We start from the raw sequence: 16,977 nt of genomic DNA on the forward strand, positions 1-16,977 counted from the left end.
CTGATGTTATTCGCCTATACCTATGTGCCGCACCAGTTGGAGAAGATGCAGGAATTCATCGACTACATTTTCTTTGAAGTGTGGTGTAAGGCACCCATTGGCTTAACGTTTCACCCCAGTCTTTTCGTGGGCAAGCCTGAGCTTCAAGATGTAATGTCAGAGTTTGGGTTCTCGGTGCAAGCGGCCGAGCGTGGGAAGGCGTTTTATAAAGACATAAAGGCGATTTACGAGCATTTCGCATTACTGTCAGCGAACGAGATCGATCAATTAAAAAGGTTTTATCGAGGCAACAACGATCTGGAAAAAGTCTGCGCCAATGACCCTACGGCAGAATTGGCGAGGTACGCTGACATCGCCGCGAGCCACCCGGTACTCAGCAAGCATTTGGCAGCATTTTTCAAAGAGCTTTATTCACAGTCACTGCTGGGACTTGCCGCGCTCAAGTCCAAGATTGGCAGCATCGACGAGCATTACAAGGCCTTTGTGACTACCAACAAGACTGGTAAGTGCCCGTACTGCGGCATCAGCAGACTTCTGAGCGTATACAACAGCAGACGTGAGGCCTACGACCATTACCTCCCCAAGGCGATTTACCCATTCAACTCGATCAATTTCAGAAATCTGCTACCCACCTGCCATCACTGTAATAGCAGTTACAAGGGTAGCAAGGACCCTGCGTATAGCCCCAAGGATGCCGCAGGCGGTGTAGGTCGCCGTAAGATGTTCTACCCGTTTTCAACTGAGGACTACCGAATTGAGCTGCATGTGTTACTGCAGCATGGCGACATCGAGAACTTAGTTCCCGAAGACATCGACCTCAGCTTTGGCCCGCCAGAGCTTGCTGAACAGATCGATACGTGGAAAGACGTTTATGGAATCGAGGAGCGATATCGTGCAGAGTTGTGCAGCGAGGATGCGAAGGATTGGCTTGAGCAAGTTCTCACGGCAAAGCGCTTACATAACGAAACAGCAGGGTTAAACGGTAGGATGCTGGAGGACTACTTAGAGGACGTCGCCTGTCATGCAACCAGCTCCCCCTACGCCAACGAAAATTTCTTGAAGCACGGCTTCCTGCAAGCATGCAAGGCGGTTGGCATTTTTGATGCCGTAAAGGCAAATATTGCCTGAACCATCGATCAGGCAAGGGGCGCTCCCTCGACGATTAAAGCGCCACAAATTTTCCACACTCACCCCGTTAACTGGGGACGAAAGCCCACTAACCATAGCTACCACAACTCTTTGATTTCCCACCTAGTACGCGCGGTCTGTGTAGTGGTCTAATGAAACTGGAAAAGCCTTGCTTAATCGCCAACCCGGAAACGCTATCGTGCGCGCGGGCGAGACTGGTCATTACTGGCAAGGAATCAATTAGACACCCACCCGCCGCACATTCTGCTGGCGGGGCAATTTTTTCAGTGGGGTAAAAGGTGGGGTAAATTCATAAATGAAAAAGGCCGGTGCTTTCGCTACCGACCTAAGTCATTGAATTATATGGTCGGGACGGAGTGATTCGAACACTCGACCCCTAGCACCCCATGCTAGTGCGCTACCGGACTGCGCTACGCCCCGACTAGGCGTGAAACTGGGTTTTGCTTCTTGTGGAAGCGAGGAGAAATATACCGCAAGCTTTTGAAATGTCAAAGTATTTTAAAACCTTGAATCACTTCTTCAGCACCACCAGCACATCCTCCAGCTCCGAGATCATCTGGCGGATCAGTTGCTTGTACTGGGTGCTGTCATCCTTGGCCTCATCGCCGGAGAGACGCAGACGCGCCCCGCCGATGGTGAACCCCTGGTCGTACAGCAACGCGCGAATCTGCCGGATCATCAGCACGTCATGGCGCTGATAATACCGGCGATTGCCACCACGCTTGGCGGGGTTGAGTTGAGGAAACTCCTGTTCCCAGTAACGCAGCACGTGCGGTTTGACCGCACACAGCTCGCTGACTTCACCAATGGTGAAGTAGCGTTTGCCTGGGATCGGCGGAAGCTCGTCGTTATGACTTGGTTCCAGCATAGGCCTCAACTCGGGCTTTCAACTTCTGCCCTGGACGAAAGGTGACCACACGGCGAGCCGTGATCGGGATTTCTTCTCCCGTTTTTGGATTGCGGCCAGGCCGCTGGCGTTTATCCCGCAAGTCAAAATTGCCGAAACCCGACAGTTTGACCTGCTCGTTGTCTTCGAGAGCGTGTCTGATTTCTTCAAAAAACAGTTCGACCAATTCCTTGGCCTCCCGTTTGTTCAGACCCAGCTCCTCGTAGAGACGTTCCGCCATTTCAGCTTTCGTCAGAGCCCCCATACGTCACTTCCTTAACGTGGCGTTCAACCTGGTTTCGAGCGAGGTGAGGATATTTTGCGTCGTGGAATTCACCTCATCGTCATTAAGAGTGCGCGATGGATGCTGCCAGGTCAAGCCAACTGCAAGGCTTTTTCTATGCGGATCAATGCCTTTACCCTCATAGACGTCAAAGAGCCTGAGCTCTGTGAGCCATTCGCCTGCATTTTCACGGATTACGTCCAGCACGGCACTGGAGGCCACACCCTTGTCCGCCAGCAACGCCAGGTCACGACGCACTTCAGGAAAGCGCGACAGCTCGCTGAATTTAGGCATTTTTCCCAACGCCACTTCAGCCAATACCAGCTCGAAAACGAAAACCGGACGGTCGAGACCGAGGGTTTTCGACAATTCAGGGTGGATTGCGCCGATGAAACCGACCAGACGCCCTTCCCGCTCGATGCGCGCGGTCTGACCCGGGTGCAACGCAGGGTGTTTGCCCGGCACAAACGTGAACGAATCCAGCGCACCGGCAAAGCCCAGCAGCGCTTCCACGTCAGCCTTGACGTCGAAGAAGTCGACGGTGTCGCGACCCTGTGCCCAACCTTCCGGCAGACGGCTGCCGCACACCACACCGGCCAGCATCGGCTCTTGCTTCAGACCTTCCAGCTGACCGACAAAACGCAGGCCGCTTTCGAACAGACGCACGCGATCCTGCTGACGGTTCAGGTTGTGCTGCAACGCCTTGACCAGACCTGGCCACAGGGACGAGCGCATGGCCGCCATGTCGTTGGAGATCGGGTTGGCCAACAGCAACGGCTCAACGCCCGGGTTGAACAGTTCGAACTGCTTAGGATCGATGAAGCTGTAGGTGATCGCTTCCTGGTAACCACGGGCCACCAGCAGGCGACGCAGCTCAGGCAGGTCGCTACGGGCTTCAGCCTTGGCTTGTGGCGCCAGGCGGGCTTGCGGGTAACGAACCGGCAGGCGGTTGTAGCCGTACAGGCGCGCCAGTTCTTCGATCAGGTCGACTTCCAGGCTGATATCGAAGCGATGGCTTGGTACTTCTACCTGCCACTGCCCTGCTCCGCTGGCAACAATACCCAGGCCCAGGCCGGACAACAGGCGCTCGACCTGCGGTGCATCCATTTCCATGCCCAGCATCTGGGTGATGCGCTCGGCACGCAAGGTCACCGGAGCAATGGAAGGCAGGTGCGCTTCGCTGACGGTTTCGATGATCGGGCCGGCTTCGCCACCGGTGATTTCCAGCAGCAGGCCAGTGGCGCGCTCCATGGCTTCACGGGCCAGTTGCCAGTCCACGCCACGCTCGTAGCGGTGCGAGGCATCGGTGTGCAGGCCATAGGAACGGGCCTTGCCAGCGACGGCGATCTGATCGAAGAACGCGCTTTCGAGGAAGATGTCACGAGTGGTCGCGGTGTTGACGCCGCTGTGCTCGCCCCCCATCACGCCGGCAATCGCCAGGGCGCGGGTGTGGTCGGCAATCACCAGGGTATCGCTACGCAGGGTGACTTCCTGACCGTCGAGCAGCACCAGCTTCTCGCCCTCTTCCGCCATGCGCACGCGGATGCCGCCATTGATCTCGGAGAGATCGAAAGCGTGCAGCGGCTGGCCCAGCTCGATCATCACGTAGTTGGTGATATCGACGGCGGCGTCGATGCTGCGCACGTCGGAACGACGCAGGCGCTCGACCATCCACAGTGGGGTCGGCTTCGACAGGTCGACGTTACGGATCACACGGCCCAGGTAACGCGGGCAAGCGGCCGGCGCCAACACTTCGATCGAACGGACTTCGTCGTGTACAGCAGGCACAGCCGGTACTACCGGACGGACGACCGGAGCGGCATACAGCGCGCCGACTTCACGGGCCAGACCGGCCAGGGACAGGCAGTCGCCACGGTTCGGGGTCAGGTCGACCTCGATGCTGGCATCGTCCAGGCTCAGGTAGACACGAATGTCTTCGCCGACCGGCGCATCGGCCGCCAGCTCCATCAGACCGTCGTTGCCTTCACCGACCTGCAGCTCGGCTTGCGAGCAGAGCATGCCGTTGGACTCGACGCCGCGCAGCTTGGCTTTCTTGATCTTGAAGTCGCCCGGCAGTTCGGCACCGATCATCGCGAACGGGATCTTCAGGCCCGGGCGCACATTCGGCGCGCCGCAGACCACCTGGAAGGTCTCCGAACCATTGCTGACCTGGCACACGCGCAGCTTGTCAGCATCCGGGTGCTGTTCGGTGCTGAGGACTTCACCGACGACCACGCCGCTGAACGCGCCGGCGGCCGGCGTCACGCTATCGACCTCAAGACCGGCCATGGACAGACGAGCGACCAGCTCGTCGCGGCTCACTTGCGGGCTTACCCAGCCACGCAGCCATTGTTCACTGAATTTCATCCTGCTCTCCTAATAGATTCGTTACGGGCCGCGACCTAGCGAAATTGCGCGAGGAACCGCAAGTCGTTGTCGAAGAACAGGCGCAAGTCGTTCACGCCGTAACGCAGCATGGCCAGGCGTTCAACGCCCATGCCGAAGGCAAAGCCCTGGAACTCTTCCGGGTCGATCCCGGACATGCGCAGCACGTTCGGGTGAACCATGCCGCAGCCCATGACTTCCAGCCAGCCGGTCTGCTTGCAGACGCGGCAGCCTTTACCGCTGCACATCACGCATTCCATGTCGACTTCAGCGGACGGCTCGGTGAACGGGAAGTAGGAAGGACGGAAACGCACCGCCAGTTCCTTCTCGAAGAACACCCGCAGGAACTCTTCGATGGTGCCTTTCAGGTCGGCGAAGTTGATGTCGCGATCAACCAGCAGGCCTTCGACCTGGTGGAACATCGGCGAGTGGGTGATATCCGAGTCGCTACGGTACACACGGCCTGGACAGACGATGCGGATCGGCGGCTTTTTCGATTCCATGGTGCGGACCTGTACCGGCGAGGTATGGGTGCGCAGCAACATGTTGGCATTGAAATAGAAGGTGTCATGCATCGACCGGGCCGGGTGATGGCCTGGGATGTTGAGCGCTTCGAAGTTGTGGTAATCGTCTTCCACCTCGGGACCTTCGGCGATGCCGTAGCCGATGTGGGTGAAAAATTGTTCGACACGTTCCAGAGTCCGGGTAACCGGATGCAAACCACCGGAAGTCTGGCCGCGGCCAGGCAGGGTCACGTCAATGGACTCGGCCGCGAGCTTGGTGGCCAGGTCGGCCTCCTCGAACGACGCCTTGCGCGCATTGAGAACCTCTGTGACACGCTCCTTGGCGACGTTGATCAGCGCACCGACTTGCGGACGCTCTTCTGCTGGCAAGCTGCCCAGGGTCTTCATCACCTGAGTCAATTCACCTTTCTTGCCAAGGTACTGAACCCGGATTTGCTCCAGGGCATTGATATCTTCAGCGCTTTGCACAGCCTCGAGAGCTTGAGAGACCAGCGCGTCCAGGTTTTCCATGTACAGACTCCAGATACGAAATAGGGGAAGAGCTTAAAGGCTCTTCCCCTATTTATGACGTTTGACACCGAGCCCCGCAAAAACGAAACCCGGTGATTGTCGGGGGGTACTTAAGCCAAGGTGGCTTTAGCTTTCTCGACAATCGCAGCAAACACCGCTTTTTCGTTCACAGCCAGATCAGCCAGAACCTTACGGTCGATTTCGATCGACGCTTTTTTCAGGCCAGCGATGAAACGGCTGTAGGACAGACCGTTGATACGCGCACCAGCGTTGATACGAGCGATCCACAGAGCGCGGAACTGACGTTTTTTCTGACGACGGTCGCGGTAGGCGTATTGGCCTGCCTTGATGACCGCTTGCTTAGCAACACGGAATACGCGCGAGCGAGCGCCGTAGTAGCCTTTTGCAAGTTTCAGAATCTTTTTGTGACGCTTACGGGCAATGACGCCACGCTTTACACGAGCCATGAGTTACTTCCTCTATTCAACCAAAAATTAACGAAGGCGCAGCATGCGCTCGACTTTTGCCACGTCAGACGGATGCAGCAAGCTGCTACCGCGCAGTTGACGCTTACGCTTGGTCGACATTTTGGTCAGGATGTGGCTCTTGAAAGCGTGCTTGTGCTTGATGCCGTTAGCAGTTTTCAGAAACCGCTTGGCAGCACCACTTTTAGTTTTCATCTTTGGCATGTTCGGATACTCCGCATTCAGTTGATAAACATAACCGCAAGGCCTGCCGTGCCCTGGTGGTTACTTCTTCTTTTTCGGGGCGATGACCATAATAAGCTGGCGTCCTTCCATCTTAGGATGCTGTTCGACCGAACCGTACTCGAGCAGGTCACCTTCAACCCGCTTGAGGAGTTCCATCCCCAGCTCCTGGTGGGCCATCTCACGACCGCGGAATCTCAAGGAAACCTTGGCCCTGTCCCCATCACTCAGGAAACGTACCAGGTTGCGCAGTTTTACCTGGTAATCCCCTTCCTCCGTCCCTGGACGAAACTTGATTTCTTTAACCTGCACTTGCTTCTGGTTTTTCTTCGCAGCAGCAATTTGCTTTTTCTTTTCGAAAATCGACTTGCCGTAGTCCATCACCCGGCAGACGGGTGGCACTGCATCGGCGGAAATCTCCACCAGATCCAGTTTGGCTTCTTCGGCAATCCGAAGCGCTTCATCAATCGAGACGATGCCAATCTGCTCGCCATCAGCGCCAATTAACCGAACCTCGCGTGCCGAGATATTCTCGTTGATCGGGGCCTTCGGTGCAGCTCGTTTATCTTGTCTCATTTCACGCTTAATAGTAATTACTCCGAATCTGGGCGACCACGCCGGGAAACCGCTTGCGCGAGGAACTCGGCGAACTGGGCGACGGGCATCGAGCCCAGGTCAGCACCTTCACGAGTACGCACAGCGACAGTCTGCATCTCGACTTCCCGATCTCCGATAACCAAAAGATAGGGAACCTTGAGCAAAGTATGCTCGCGGATTTTAAAGCCGATCTTTTCATTTCTCAAGTCGGACTTGGCACGAAATCCGCTTTCGGCCAGAGTTTTTTCGACTTCGAGGGCAAAATCAGCCTGCTTGTCCGTGATATTCATGATCACGGCCTGGGTTGGCGCCAGCCAAGCAGGGAACGCACCCTCGTAGTGTTCGATCAGAATCCCGACGAAACGCTCGAAGGAGCCGAGGATCGCCCGGTGCAGCATGACCGGGTGCTTACGGCTGTTGTCTTCGGACACGTATTCGGCGCCCAAACGGATCGGCAGGTTGAAATCGAGCTGCAGGGTACCACACTGCCACACGCGACCGAGACAGTCCTTGAGCGAAAATTCGATTTTCGGACCGTAGAAGGCGCCTTCGCCCGGCTGCAGGTCGTACGGCAGGCCGGCGCTGTCGAGCGCGGCAGCCAGTGCGCTTTCGGCGCGATCCCACAATTCGTCGGAACCCACGCGCTTTTCAGGGCGGGTGGACAGCTTCATTTCGATGTCTTTGAAGCCGAAGTCGGCGTAGACATCCATGGTCAGCTTGATGAACGCCGCGGATTCAGCCTGCATCTGCTCTTCGGTGCAGAAGATGTGGGCGTCGTCCTGGGTGAAAGCCCGAACGCGCATGATGCCGTGCAGCGCACCCGATGGCTCGTTGCGGTGACAGGCACCGAACTCGGCCAGGCGCATCGGCAGCTCGCGGTAGCTCTTCAGGCCCTGGTTGAACACCTGCACGTGGCACGGGCAGTTCATCGGCTTGATGGCGTAGTCGCGGCTTTCCGACTGGGTGGTGAACATGTTTTCGGCGTAGTTGGCCCAGTGCCCGGATTTCTCCCACAGGGAGCGATCGACCACTTGCGGGGTCTTGATCTCCAGGTAGCCATTGTCACGCTGCACCTTGCGCATGTACTGCTCGAGCACCTGGTACAGGGTCCAGCCGTTCGGGTGCCAGAACACCATGCCCGGCGCTTCTTCCTGGGTATGGAACAGGCCCAGGCGCTTGCCGATCTTGCGATGGTCGCGTTTTTCCGCTTCTTCGATGCGCAGGACGTAGGCGGCCAGTTGCTTCTTGTCGGCCCAGGCCGTGCCATAGACGCGCTGCAGTTGCTCGTTCTTGGCATCACCACGCCAGTAGGCGCCGGACAGCTTGGTCAGCTTGAAGGATTTCAGGAAGCGGGTGTTCGGCACGTGCGGACCACGGCACATGTCGACGTATTCTTCGTGATAGTACAGACCCATGGCCTGTTCATTCGGCATGTCTTCGACCAGGCGCAGCTTGTAGTCTTCGCCGCGCTGGGTGAACACGTCGATGACTTCGGCGCGCGGCGTGACCTTCTTGATCACGTCGTAGTCTTTTTCGATCAGCAGTTGCATGCGCTGCTCGATCGCGGCCAGGTCGTCCGGGGTGAACGGACGCTCGTAGGCGATATCGTAGTAAAAGCCTTCATCGATGACCGGACCGATGACCATTTTCGCCGTCGGGTACAGCTGCTTGACCGCGTGGCCAACCAGGTGCGCGCAAGAGTGGCGAATGATCTCCAGCCCCTCTTCGTCCTTGGGCGTGATGATTTGCAGGGTCGCGTCGCTGTCGATCAGGTCGCAGGCGTCGACCAGCTTGCCGTTGACCTTGCCGGCCACGGTGGCCTTGGCCAGGCCGGCGCCAATGGAAGCGGCGACCTCGGCTACGGAAACCGGATGGTCGAACGAACGTTGACTGCCGTCGGGAAGAGTAATAGTGGGCATGGCGCCTCCTCTCCTAGTGGTGACCCCTACCAAAGGTCACGTGGGTTGGGATGAGCAGCCAGTACGCGATTCGTCCAGCCGTTTATGAAAAACGCCTGCCGCACAGTGGCAGGAGCCGTAAGGCCAACCGGAAGCGAACCAGAGTGACTGGAGTTCAAAAAAAGGGTTGATGGCTCGGTATCGAGCGCGAGACACGACTGCAATACCAAAAATAACCAAGTCTGGGATGCTAGCACAGATGAACGGTCATCGCCTCGTTCACAAACTGCTAAAGTCGCGGGGTTTTGTGTCAGGGCTGAACTTGCTCCACGCTCTCACCCTCAAATACCTAGAATGCAGCACCGTATCCACCCGTCTCCAAGGAGTACCCGAACATGCGTCTGATCCACCTTTTCGCCTTTGCCGCCCCGCTCGCCCTGCTGTTGCCACTGAGCGCGCAGGCCGCCTGGCCGGCCGGCGCCAAAGCCAGCTACATGAAAGACTGTGTTGGCGCGGCCAGCCAGAGCGTCAACCCGACCGTGGCCAAGCAGCACTGCACCTGCGGCGCCGATGTCATCGAGAAAAAATTCACCTCCGAGGAAATCACTCAGTTGATGAACGCCAAGACCATGCCGCCGGAGGAGCTGCGCAACCGCGCCTTGAAAGAAATCGCCGTCTGCAAGGTGCAGAAGTAACCCGCAGCCACGGGGCTTTTGGGCCTCAAACCGGGTGAAAAACAGCGGAAAAAGTGATTTTCATCAATATTTACGCAGCTTTTATGGGTTTTTTTAGGGGCTGTCGTTTTCAGTGAAAGCCTTTAAAACCGGGGCCTCCAGCTAATAAAACGGCCAAACAAAGGGCAACGGATGGGCAATCCGCTGCCGGGGGGGGCTCCCAAGTCGAACATTTCGACTATGATAGCCCAGTGTGCCCAGTTGGCCTGAGCAGCACAGTACTACTGAAAATATATGTTTCTTGGAGATACACCATGTCTAATCGCCAAACCGGCACCGTAAAATGGTTCAACGATGAAAAAGGCTTCGGCTTCATCACTCCTCAAGGTGGCGGTGACGACCTGTTCGTACACTTCAAAGCTATCGAAAGCGACGGTTTCAAAAGCCTGAAAGAAGGCCAGACCGTTTCCTTCGTGGCTGAGAAAGGCCAAAAGGGTATGCAAGCTGCACAGGTTCGTCCGGAGTAAGTTTCCGCGAACTGAAAAAACCCCGTCCATGCGACGGGGTTTTTTATGGGCGCTAGAAAAGCCCGGCAGCCTTAACCGCAGTTGGCGCGAATGATTTTGCCGCTGCTGTCGGTGTTGAGATTCAGACGGTCCGAACGGTACTCCAGGGTCACCATGTCGTTAGGGCCGAGGACCCGTGCGCTCTGCGCGCCGCTACGGGTACGAGCCTGTTGCAGCAGCGCGGCCGTGGCCGTCTGGCCAATGGTGAAATCGGCGCCTTTGGCTTCACAACGATCGTAAGTGATCTGGGCGCCCGAGTCCTTGGCAGACTCTTTAGCCGCGGATGACTCGGAGGTGGAGCAACCCGCCAGTACCGACAGGGCGAACAGCGTCCCCAGGGATGCAAGCTTCCAAGGCATGAAGCCTCCTTCAAATAAAATAAGTAGAGTGCGTGCGACCGCGATTTGCACCATTGGTTGCACGCAAGGTGTCAGATCATCCGATTCCGACAGCCGCCGCTGACAAGTCTGCCTGAGCTGTCGGACGACTTCTGCGGGGAATCGTGACTGAATATGAACGAGCGCTGCCGCTCAGTAGATATCGATGTAATCGAAGGGCGGGTTGGGCCAGTTCTGCTTCAAGGCATTGTACACCTGCATGACCCAGACCTCGTCGGCGGCCGCGACCTTGCCGACGTAGCCGGAGCCCGCCGCCCAGGTTTCCAGGCGGAACAGCAGGTCGTCGATCTGCGCACCGCCGACAACCCCCGAGGAGATATAGGCCAGACCCGAGCGCGTTACGCGCAGCTGGGTATGCACCTCGTCACTGGCCGCCGCGAGCATCTGGCGCACGGCGTCCTGGGTCAGGTTGTCAGGGTTGTTCAGATCGATTTGCATGTAGTCACTTAAGGCGTGCCAGACGCTCTGTCAGCAAGTTGAAGAAGCCTTGGGCATCGCCATTCTCGACCCAGAACACGTTCTTGGGCTGTTTCAGGCCGTCGTACCAGTCGACGATGGTCTGGCCGAAGGTCGGGCCTTCACGGCTGTCGATCACCAGGTTGACCTGACGTCCGCTGAACAGCTCGGGCTTGAGCAGATAGGCGATAACGGTGGCGTCGTGTACCGGGCCGCCAGGAATACCGTAGTGTTCCATGTCGCCCTTGACGTATTCGTTGAGGATATCACTGACCACCTTGCTGGCGTTGTTGTTCAGTGCCGCGATCTGCTTCAGGCGCTCGTCGCTGGTGAGGATCTTGTGGGTCACGTCCAGCGGCAGGTAGGTCAGCTTGACGCCACTCTTGAGTACCACTTCGGCGGCCTGGGGATCGGCGAACATATTGAACTCGGCGACCGGGGTGATATTGCCACCATTGAAGTGCGCACCGCCCATGACCACCACTTCCTTGATGCCCTGGGTGATCTCGGGGTCCTGGATCAAGGCCAGGGCCAGGTTGGTTTCTGGCCCGAGCATGGCCAGGGTGATGCTGTGGGGCTTGGCCGCGCGCAGGGTCTCGATCAGGTAGTTGACCGCGTTGCCCTTGGCCAGGGGCGCCTTGGGTTCATGCACGGCAACCCCGGAGATGCCTTCCTTGCCGTGGATATTCTCGGCATAGATCGGCGTGCGCATCAGCGGCTTGGGCGCACCGGCGTAGACCGGCACGTCTTCGCGCCCTGCCCACTCGCGGGCCAGGCGGGCATTACGCGAGGTCTTGTCCAGGCGCACGTTGCCGGCCACGGTGGTCAGCGCACGGATATGCAGCTCTTCCGGCGAGGCCAGGGCGAACAGCAGTGCCACCACATCATCGGCCCCCGGGTCGGTGTCGATAATCAGGTCGATCTTTTCCGCCGCCTGGGCGCCTGTAGCCGTGAGAAAGGACAAAATCAGCAGACTCCGAAACCAGCGTTGCAAGATCTGAGCATAGCGTTGCATAGCGCACTCCTTGTGCGAGAAAGAACAGTTAGAACGTAACGCCGGCCACCAGCACGACATTGCAGTAAGGCTGGCATTCACCGGTGCGGATCACAGCCCTGGCCTTGCGGTTGAGCACTTTGAATTCTTCATGGCTGAGCAACCGGCGCTGCCCCATGGCGCCCTCGGCGTTCAGCGCGTCGAGGTGTTCCAGCGCCGGTGGGCGCTTGAGCAGGATTTCCTCGGCCAGCACATGGCTCTCCACCTGCATTTCACTGAGTATCGTGCGCAGGGTGCTGACGAAATCGGGGATGCCGTGGGTCAGGGCCAGGTCGATCAGTTCCACACCCGGCGGGACCGGCAGGCCGGCGTCACCGATCACCACCATGTCGCCGTGGCCAAGGGAAGCGATCAGGCGTGACAGGGCAATATTGAGCAACGGTGTTTTTTTCATGGCGATTTGAAACCTTGTACGTCGGACAAGTGGGGAATGGACGGCTGGGCGCCGGCACGGGTGACCGAGAGCGCCGCCGCGACCTGGCCGAAGCGAATGGCCTCAGCCTCGCTTTGCCCTTGGGCCAGCGCCGCCGCGAAGCCGCCGACAAAGGTGTCGCCGGCCGCCGTGGTGTCGAGGGCCTTGACCTTCGGCGCCGGGAAATGCGCAAAGCCCTGGCCGTCGGCGAACAGCGAACCCTGGGCACCGAGGGTGACGATCACCTTCCCTGCCCCGGCGGCCATCAGTTGGGTCGCGGCCGCCTGGGCACTCGCCAGGGAGTCCACCGGCAGGCCGCTCAGGGCCGAAGCCTCGCTTTCATTGGGAATCAGGTAGTCGATGGACGCGTACCAATCGGCCGGCAGCGGCGCGCTGGCCGGCGCCGGATTGAGGATCACGATCTTGCCCAGTTCGCGCCCACGCTTGAGCGTGTAGCCGACAGTCTCCATCGGTACTTCCAGTTGGCAGATGATCACATCCGCCTCCTGCAGCACCGCGTCAAAGCCCTTGAGCACCTCGGGGGAGAGACAACCGTTGCCTCCGGCGACAATCACAATGGCGTTCTGGCTGTTGTCATCGACCACGATCAGCGCGACGCCACTGGACACACCCGGCGCCACCGTAACGGCCTGGCAATCGATGCCCTCCGCCAACAACGCATCGCGCAGTTGCGGACCGTAGGCATCGTCACCCACGCAGCCGATCATCGACACCGCGGCCCCCAGGCGCGCGGCCGCCACGGCCTGGTTCGCGCCCTTGCCGCCGGACACCGTGGCGAACGACTGGCCCACCAGGGTCTCCCCGGCCCGCGGCAAGCGCTCGGCACGGGTGACCAGGTCCATATTGAGGCTGCCCACCACCACTACTTTTGCTTGCATACATCAGTACCCATCAATTCGATTCAGCGGTATTGCGCAAACACGCCCGGCACCGCGGCCGTCGATTCGCGCAGGACAATACTTGGCTTGACAATCCGCCGGTCAACCGCCAGCAGCGGCGTGGCGATTCGGTTCAAGAGCATTTCGGCCGCCGTTTCCCCCAATTGGAGAATCGACTGGCCGACCGTGGTCAGCGCCGGGTAGACATAACGGCTCATCTGGATATCGTCGAAACCGATCACCGACAGCTCGCTGGGCACGCGGATATTGCGTTCCGCCGCCGCGCGCAGCACGCCGATACCGAGCATGTCGTTGCCGGCGAAAATCGCGCTGGGCCGGTCCTGCTCCAGGAGCACGGCCGCCGCCTGATAACCGCCGGGGCTGGTGAAATCGCTTTCCACCACCCAGCGCTCGGGCACTTGCACGGACGCCTGTTCGAGCGCGCGCCGATAACCGGCCAGACGCATCTGCGCCACGCTGGTATCGGCCGGGCCGCCGATAAAGGCAATCGCCCGATGCCCCAGCTCCAGCAGATGCCGGGTCGCCAGGTAGGCGCCCTCTTCGTGGTCGATACGCACCAGATCGGCTTCGACCCCGGCAATGCCCCGGTCGACAATCACCATGGGCGTGCGCACCGCCGCCAAGCCGCCGGCAAAGCTGTCATCGCCGCCGGTGGAGGTGACGATCAAACCGTCGACCCGCTTCTCCAGCAGCACCCGCAGGTAGCTGCGCTGCTTGTCCGGGTCGTCATCGGAGTTGCAGAGGATCACGCAGTAGTTGTTGCGCTCGCAGTAATCCTCGATGCCCCGCGCCAGCTCGGCGAAGTACGGGTTGAGACTGTTGGGCACCAGCAGGCCGATGGTCGCGGTGGTCTTGGCTTTCAACGAGCGCGCCACGGCGCTGGGCACATAGTCGAGCTGGGCAATCGCCGCTTCGACCTTGAGCCGCACCTGCTCGCTCACCGGCCGCGTCTTGTTCAGCACATGGGACACCGTGGTGTAGGAGATCCCGGCCAACGCGGCCACATCCTTGATGGTAGCCATGCCTCAGGTCCGCCGACGGGCGCGTTGGCTGCGGTAGGTATCGAGTACCACCGCGATCACGATCACCGCACCGGTGATGATGCGTTTAGTCGGCTCGGTGGCACCGATCTGCGCCAGCCCCGCCGCCAGCACCGAGATGATCAGCACGCCGAAGAAGGTGCTGATCACCGAACCACGGCCGCCCATCAGGCTGGTGCCGCCGATCACCACGGCGGCAATCACTTGCAGCTCCAGGCCGGAACCGGCATTCGGGTCCGCCGCTTCCAGGCGCGAGATCTGGAACAGCGCGGCGACACCGGCGAGCAGGCCCATCAGGCTGAACACCAGGACCTTGTAGGGCTTGGGATTGATCCCCGCCAGGCGCACGGCTTCCTCATTGGTACCGATGCCGATCAGGTAGCGGCCGAACACGGTCCGCGTCAGCACCAGTTGGGCAACGACAATCACCAGCAAGGCAATGATGAACGACGGCGAAATACCAAAGGCCACCGGATTCGACAGCCAGGCGAACGAGTCGCCGATATAGGCGGTGCGCGAGCCGGTCATCTGGTAGGCCAAACCACGGGCCATTTCCAGCACGCCGAGGGACACGATAAACGACGGAATGCGCCAGGCCACGGTGATCGAACCGGTCACGGTGCCGGCCAGCGCCGCGCACCCCATGCCCAGCACGGAAGCCGGCAACACGCCCCAACCCCAACCGAGGATCGCCACGCTGACCGCCGAAGCCGCCAGGGCCAGGACCGAGCCCACCGACAGGTCGATGCCGCCGATGATCAGCACGAAGGTCATGCCCACCGCCAGCACCATCAGGTCGGGAATCTGGTTGGCCAGGGTGCTGAAGGTGTCATAGGAGAGGAAATGACTGCTCAGGCTGGAAAACAGGATGATCATGGCGAGCAACGCGCCCGCCAGGCCCAGGTAGGTGCCCAGGCCATAGAAGTGACGCGAGGTCTTGCCGGCAGAAGGTGCATTTTTCATAGGGTATTCCTGGGCGCCGCTTCATTGAGCAACGCATCACGTTTTTGGTAGCCGGCGAACGCGGCGGCAAGCAACTCATCCTGGGTCCAGCTGTCACGCTCGAAGGTCTCGATCAGGCGTCCGGCCGAGAGCACGCCGATGCGGTCGCAGATCAGCATCAGCTCGCGCAGGTCGCTGGACACCACCACCAGGGCCTTGCCCTGGCGGGTCAGTTCGCCCAACAAGGCGTAGATATCGAACTTGGCGCCGACGTCGATCCCGCGGGTCGGTTCATCGAACAGTAGCACCGCGCAGTCGCGCTCCAGCCAGCGGCCGATCACCACCTTCTGCTGGTTGCCGCCGGACAGCTCGGACACCAGTTGGTCCGGGCTGGAACTGCGAATGCGCATGGCATCGATCTGACGCCGTGCCAGTGCCGTCTCGTCACGGCCGTTGACCACGCCACCGCTGGAAATCGCCGGCATATTGCCCAAGGCGATATTGGCGCTGATGGATTGCGTCAGCAGCAACCCCTCACCCTTGCGGTCTTCAGTGATCAAAGCGATGCCATGACGCACCGCGTCGACCGGCGAACGAATGTCCGCGACCTGCGCCGAGGCGCCCAGGCCCACCGTGCCGCTGTCGGCGATATCCGCGCCGTAGATCAGCCGCAGCAGCTCGGTACGACCGGCACCGATCAGGCCGGAAATCCCGAAGATCTCACCGGCGCGCACCTCGAAGGAAACGTCGATCACCTTGTCCGCACGGCTCAGGCCCTTGACGGTCAGGGCCGGCGCGCCAATCTTGCGCACGCCCATGTCCATATGTTCGCCCAGCTCGCGGCCGACCATCAGGTTGACCAGTTGCTCGCTGTTGTAATTGGCCATCGGCTCGACACAGACCAGGTTGCCGTCGCGTAACACCGCAATGCGCTGGGCGACCCGGGCCAGTTCTTCGAGCCGGTGGGAGATATAGATGATCGCCACGCCACGGGCTTGCAGGCGGGTGATCTGGTCGAACAGCATTTCGACTTCGCGGGCCGTGAGCATCGCGGTCGGCTCGTCGAGAATCAGCACATGGCAATCGCCGATCAGGTTGCGGGCAATTTCCACCATCTGCTGGTGACCGATGCCCAACTCGCCCACCAGGGTGTCCGGGTCGATGGCATCGAGGCCGACCTGGGCCATGGCTTCAATGGCGGCGCTGCGCAACTGCTTGCGGCTGATCCAGCCACCGTGGCTGGGCAGGTTGTCGAGAAACAGGTTTTCCGCCACGGACAACGTCGGCAGCAGATTGAGTTCCTGCATGACCATGCGGATACCCAGCTCTTCAGCCTGGGTCCGGCTGCCCGGGGTATAGGCGCGACCGTTGAACAGCATCTGCCCGGTGGTCGGCGTGACCAGCCCGCCGATGATCTTCGACAGCGTGCTTTTGCCGGCACCGTTTTCACCGGTCAGCGCCAACACTTCGCCGCGCAGCAACGTCAGGTCGATGTTGCTGAGGACAGGTTGCGCATAGGTCTTGCCGATACCGCTGACCGACAGGACAGCGTTCGGAGCGGAAGATGACATAGGGA

19 protein-coding genes and 1 tRNA gene are annotated in these 16,977 nt (G+C 59.6%); 3 read left to right on the forward strand and 17 right to left on the reverse strand.

Translation table 11 applies throughout. From position 1 onward, the window contains the following. Positions 1-3: 3 nt before the first annotated feature. On the forward strand, positions 4-1,128 hold the full coding sequence (locus M5C01_RS13800) for a hypothetical protein (RefSeq protein WP_152739924.1): 1,125 nt from the start codon (positions 4-6) through the stop codon (positions 1,126-1,128). Between the two features lie 364 nt (positions 1,129-1,492). Here M5C01_RS13800 and M5C01_RS13805 read toward each other — a convergent pair. The 9 genes from M5C01_RS13805 to thrS all read right to left on the reverse strand — a co-directional run bounded on the left by M5C01_RS13805 (position 1,493) and on the right by thrS (position 8,960). Next, positions 1,493-1,569: transfer RNA gene (locus tag M5C01_RS13805), tRNA-Pro, on the reverse strand. Between the two features lie 91 nt (positions 1,570-1,660). After that, positions 1,661-2,017, reverse strand: coding sequence for a MerR family transcriptional regulator (locus M5C01_RS13810; RefSeq protein ID WP_017128239.1), 357 nt, complete (start codon positions 2,015-2,017; stop codon positions 1,661-1,663). Then, positions 1,998-2,300 (reverse strand): integration host factor subunit alpha, encoded by a 303-nt coding sequence (ihfA, locus tag M5C01_RS13815; protein ID WP_002553164.1) that lies wholly within the window; start codon positions 2,298-2,300, stop codon positions 1,998-2,000. The genes M5C01_RS13810 and ihfA overlap by 20 nt, the downstream gene beginning before the upstream one ends. A 3-nt stretch (positions 2,301-2,303) precedes the next feature. Continuing rightward, on the reverse strand, positions 2,304-4,685 hold the full coding sequence (pheT, locus tag M5C01_RS13820; protein WP_103496467.1) for a phenylalanine--tRNA ligase subunit beta: 2,382 nt from the start codon (positions 4,683-4,685) through the stop codon (positions 2,304-2,306). Between the two features lie 35 nt (positions 4,686-4,720). Continuing rightward, a complete protein-coding gene (gene pheS / locus M5C01_RS13825) occupies positions 4,721-5,737 on the reverse strand; it encodes a phenylalanine--tRNA ligase subunit alpha (protein ID WP_103496466.1) in 1,017 nt (338 codons plus the stop codon). 110 nt (positions 5,738-5,847) lie between these two features. Beyond that, complete coding sequence (rplT, locus tag M5C01_RS13830; RefSeq protein ID WP_100940175.1) at positions 5,848-6,204, reverse strand: 50S ribosomal protein L20; 357 nt, start codon at positions 6,202-6,204, stop codon at positions 5,848-5,850. Positions 6,205-6,231: 27 nt separating this feature from the next. Next, entirely contained in the window at positions 6,232-6,426 is a 195-nt protein-coding gene (gene rpmI, locus M5C01_RS13835) for a 50S ribosomal protein L35 (protein WP_002553160.1), read from the reverse strand. 60 nt (positions 6,427-6,486) lie between these two features. Beyond that, positions 6,487-7,038 (reverse strand): translation initiation factor IF-3, encoded by a 552-nt coding sequence (gene infC / locus M5C01_RS13840; protein ID WP_177103717.1) that lies wholly within the window; start codon positions 7,036-7,038, stop codon positions 6,487-6,489. Beyond that, on the reverse strand, positions 7,038-8,960 hold the full coding sequence (thrS, locus tag M5C01_RS13845; RefSeq protein ID WP_103496465.1) for a threonine--tRNA ligase: 1,923 nt from the start codon (positions 8,958-8,960) through the stop codon (positions 7,038-7,040). Before thrS ends, infC begins: the two co-directional genes overlap by 1 nt. Before the next feature lie 374 nt (positions 8,961-9,334). Between thrS and M5C01_RS13850 the strand changes: the two genes are divergently transcribed. Both M5C01_RS13850 and M5C01_RS13855 read left to right on the forward strand, forming a co-directional pair. Then, on the forward strand, positions 9,335-9,634 hold the full coding sequence (locus tag M5C01_RS13850) for a hypothetical protein (protein WP_152739923.1): 300 nt from the start codon (positions 9,335-9,337) through the stop codon (positions 9,632-9,634). A 293-nt stretch (positions 9,635-9,927) separates the two neighbouring features. Continuing rightward, positions 9,928-10,140 (forward strand): cold-shock protein, encoded by a 213-nt coding sequence (locus tag M5C01_RS13855; RefSeq protein ID WP_003179963.1) that lies wholly within the window; start codon positions 9,928-9,930, stop codon positions 10,138-10,140. Positions 10,141-10,211: 71 nt separating this feature from the next. On the opposite strand, the gene M5C01_RS13860 is transcribed toward M5C01_RS13855, so the two are convergent. The 8 genes from M5C01_RS13860 to M5C01_RS13895 all read right to left on the reverse strand — a co-directional run bounded on the left by M5C01_RS13860 (position 10,212) and on the right by M5C01_RS13895 (position 16,972). Next, a complete protein-coding gene (locus M5C01_RS13860) occupies positions 10,212-10,538 on the reverse strand; it encodes an I78 family peptidase inhibitor (protein WP_103496463.1) in 327 nt (108 codons plus the stop codon). Between the two features lie 171 nt (positions 10,539-10,709). Further along, positions 10,710-11,015 carry a hypothetical protein gene (locus M5C01_RS13865; RefSeq protein ID WP_152739922.1) on the reverse strand — a complete coding sequence of 102 codons (306 nt, stop codon included), beginning with the start codon at positions 11,013-11,015 and terminating at the stop codon, positions 10,710-10,712. A gap of 4 nt (positions 11,016-11,019) precedes the next feature. Further along, positions 11,020-12,048 carry a nucleoside hydrolase gene (locus M5C01_RS13870; protein ID WP_103496461.1) on the reverse strand — a complete coding sequence of 343 codons (1,029 nt, stop codon included), beginning with the start codon at positions 12,046-12,048 and terminating at the stop codon, positions 11,020-11,022. A 28-nt stretch (positions 12,049-12,076) separates the two neighbouring features. Then, positions 12,077-12,481, reverse strand: coding sequence for a D-ribose pyranase (rbsD, locus tag M5C01_RS13875; protein ID WP_103496460.1), 405 nt, complete (start codon positions 12,479-12,481; stop codon positions 12,077-12,079). Further along, positions 12,478-13,398 (reverse strand): ribokinase, encoded by a 921-nt coding sequence (gene rbsK, locus M5C01_RS13880; protein WP_152739921.1) that lies wholly within the window; start codon positions 13,396-13,398, stop codon positions 12,478-12,480. Before rbsK ends, rbsD begins: the two co-directional genes overlap by 4 nt. A 23-nt stretch (positions 13,399-13,421) precedes the next feature. Further along, positions 13,422-14,441, reverse strand: coding sequence for a LacI family DNA-binding transcriptional regulator (locus M5C01_RS13885; RefSeq protein WP_152739920.1), 1,020 nt, complete (start codon positions 14,439-14,441; stop codon positions 13,422-13,424). Positions 14,442-14,444: 3 nt separating this feature from the next. Further along, positions 14,445-15,422, reverse strand: coding sequence for an ABC transporter permease (locus tag M5C01_RS13890; protein ID WP_152739919.1), 978 nt, complete (start codon positions 15,420-15,422; stop codon positions 14,445-14,447). Then, positions 15,419-16,972, reverse strand: coding sequence for a sugar ABC transporter ATP-binding protein (locus M5C01_RS13895; RefSeq protein WP_152739918.1), 1,554 nt, complete (start codon positions 16,970-16,972; stop codon positions 15,419-15,421). The genes M5C01_RS13890 and M5C01_RS13895 overlap by 4 nt, the downstream gene beginning before the upstream one ends. Positions 16,973-16,977: the final 5 nt, after the last annotated feature.

Source organism: Pseudomonas sp. MWU12-2319, from assembly GCF_023242525.1.
Lineage (GTDB): Bacteria > Pseudomonadota > Gammaproteobacteria > Pseudomonadales > Pseudomonadaceae > Aquipseudomonas > Aquipseudomonas gingeri_D.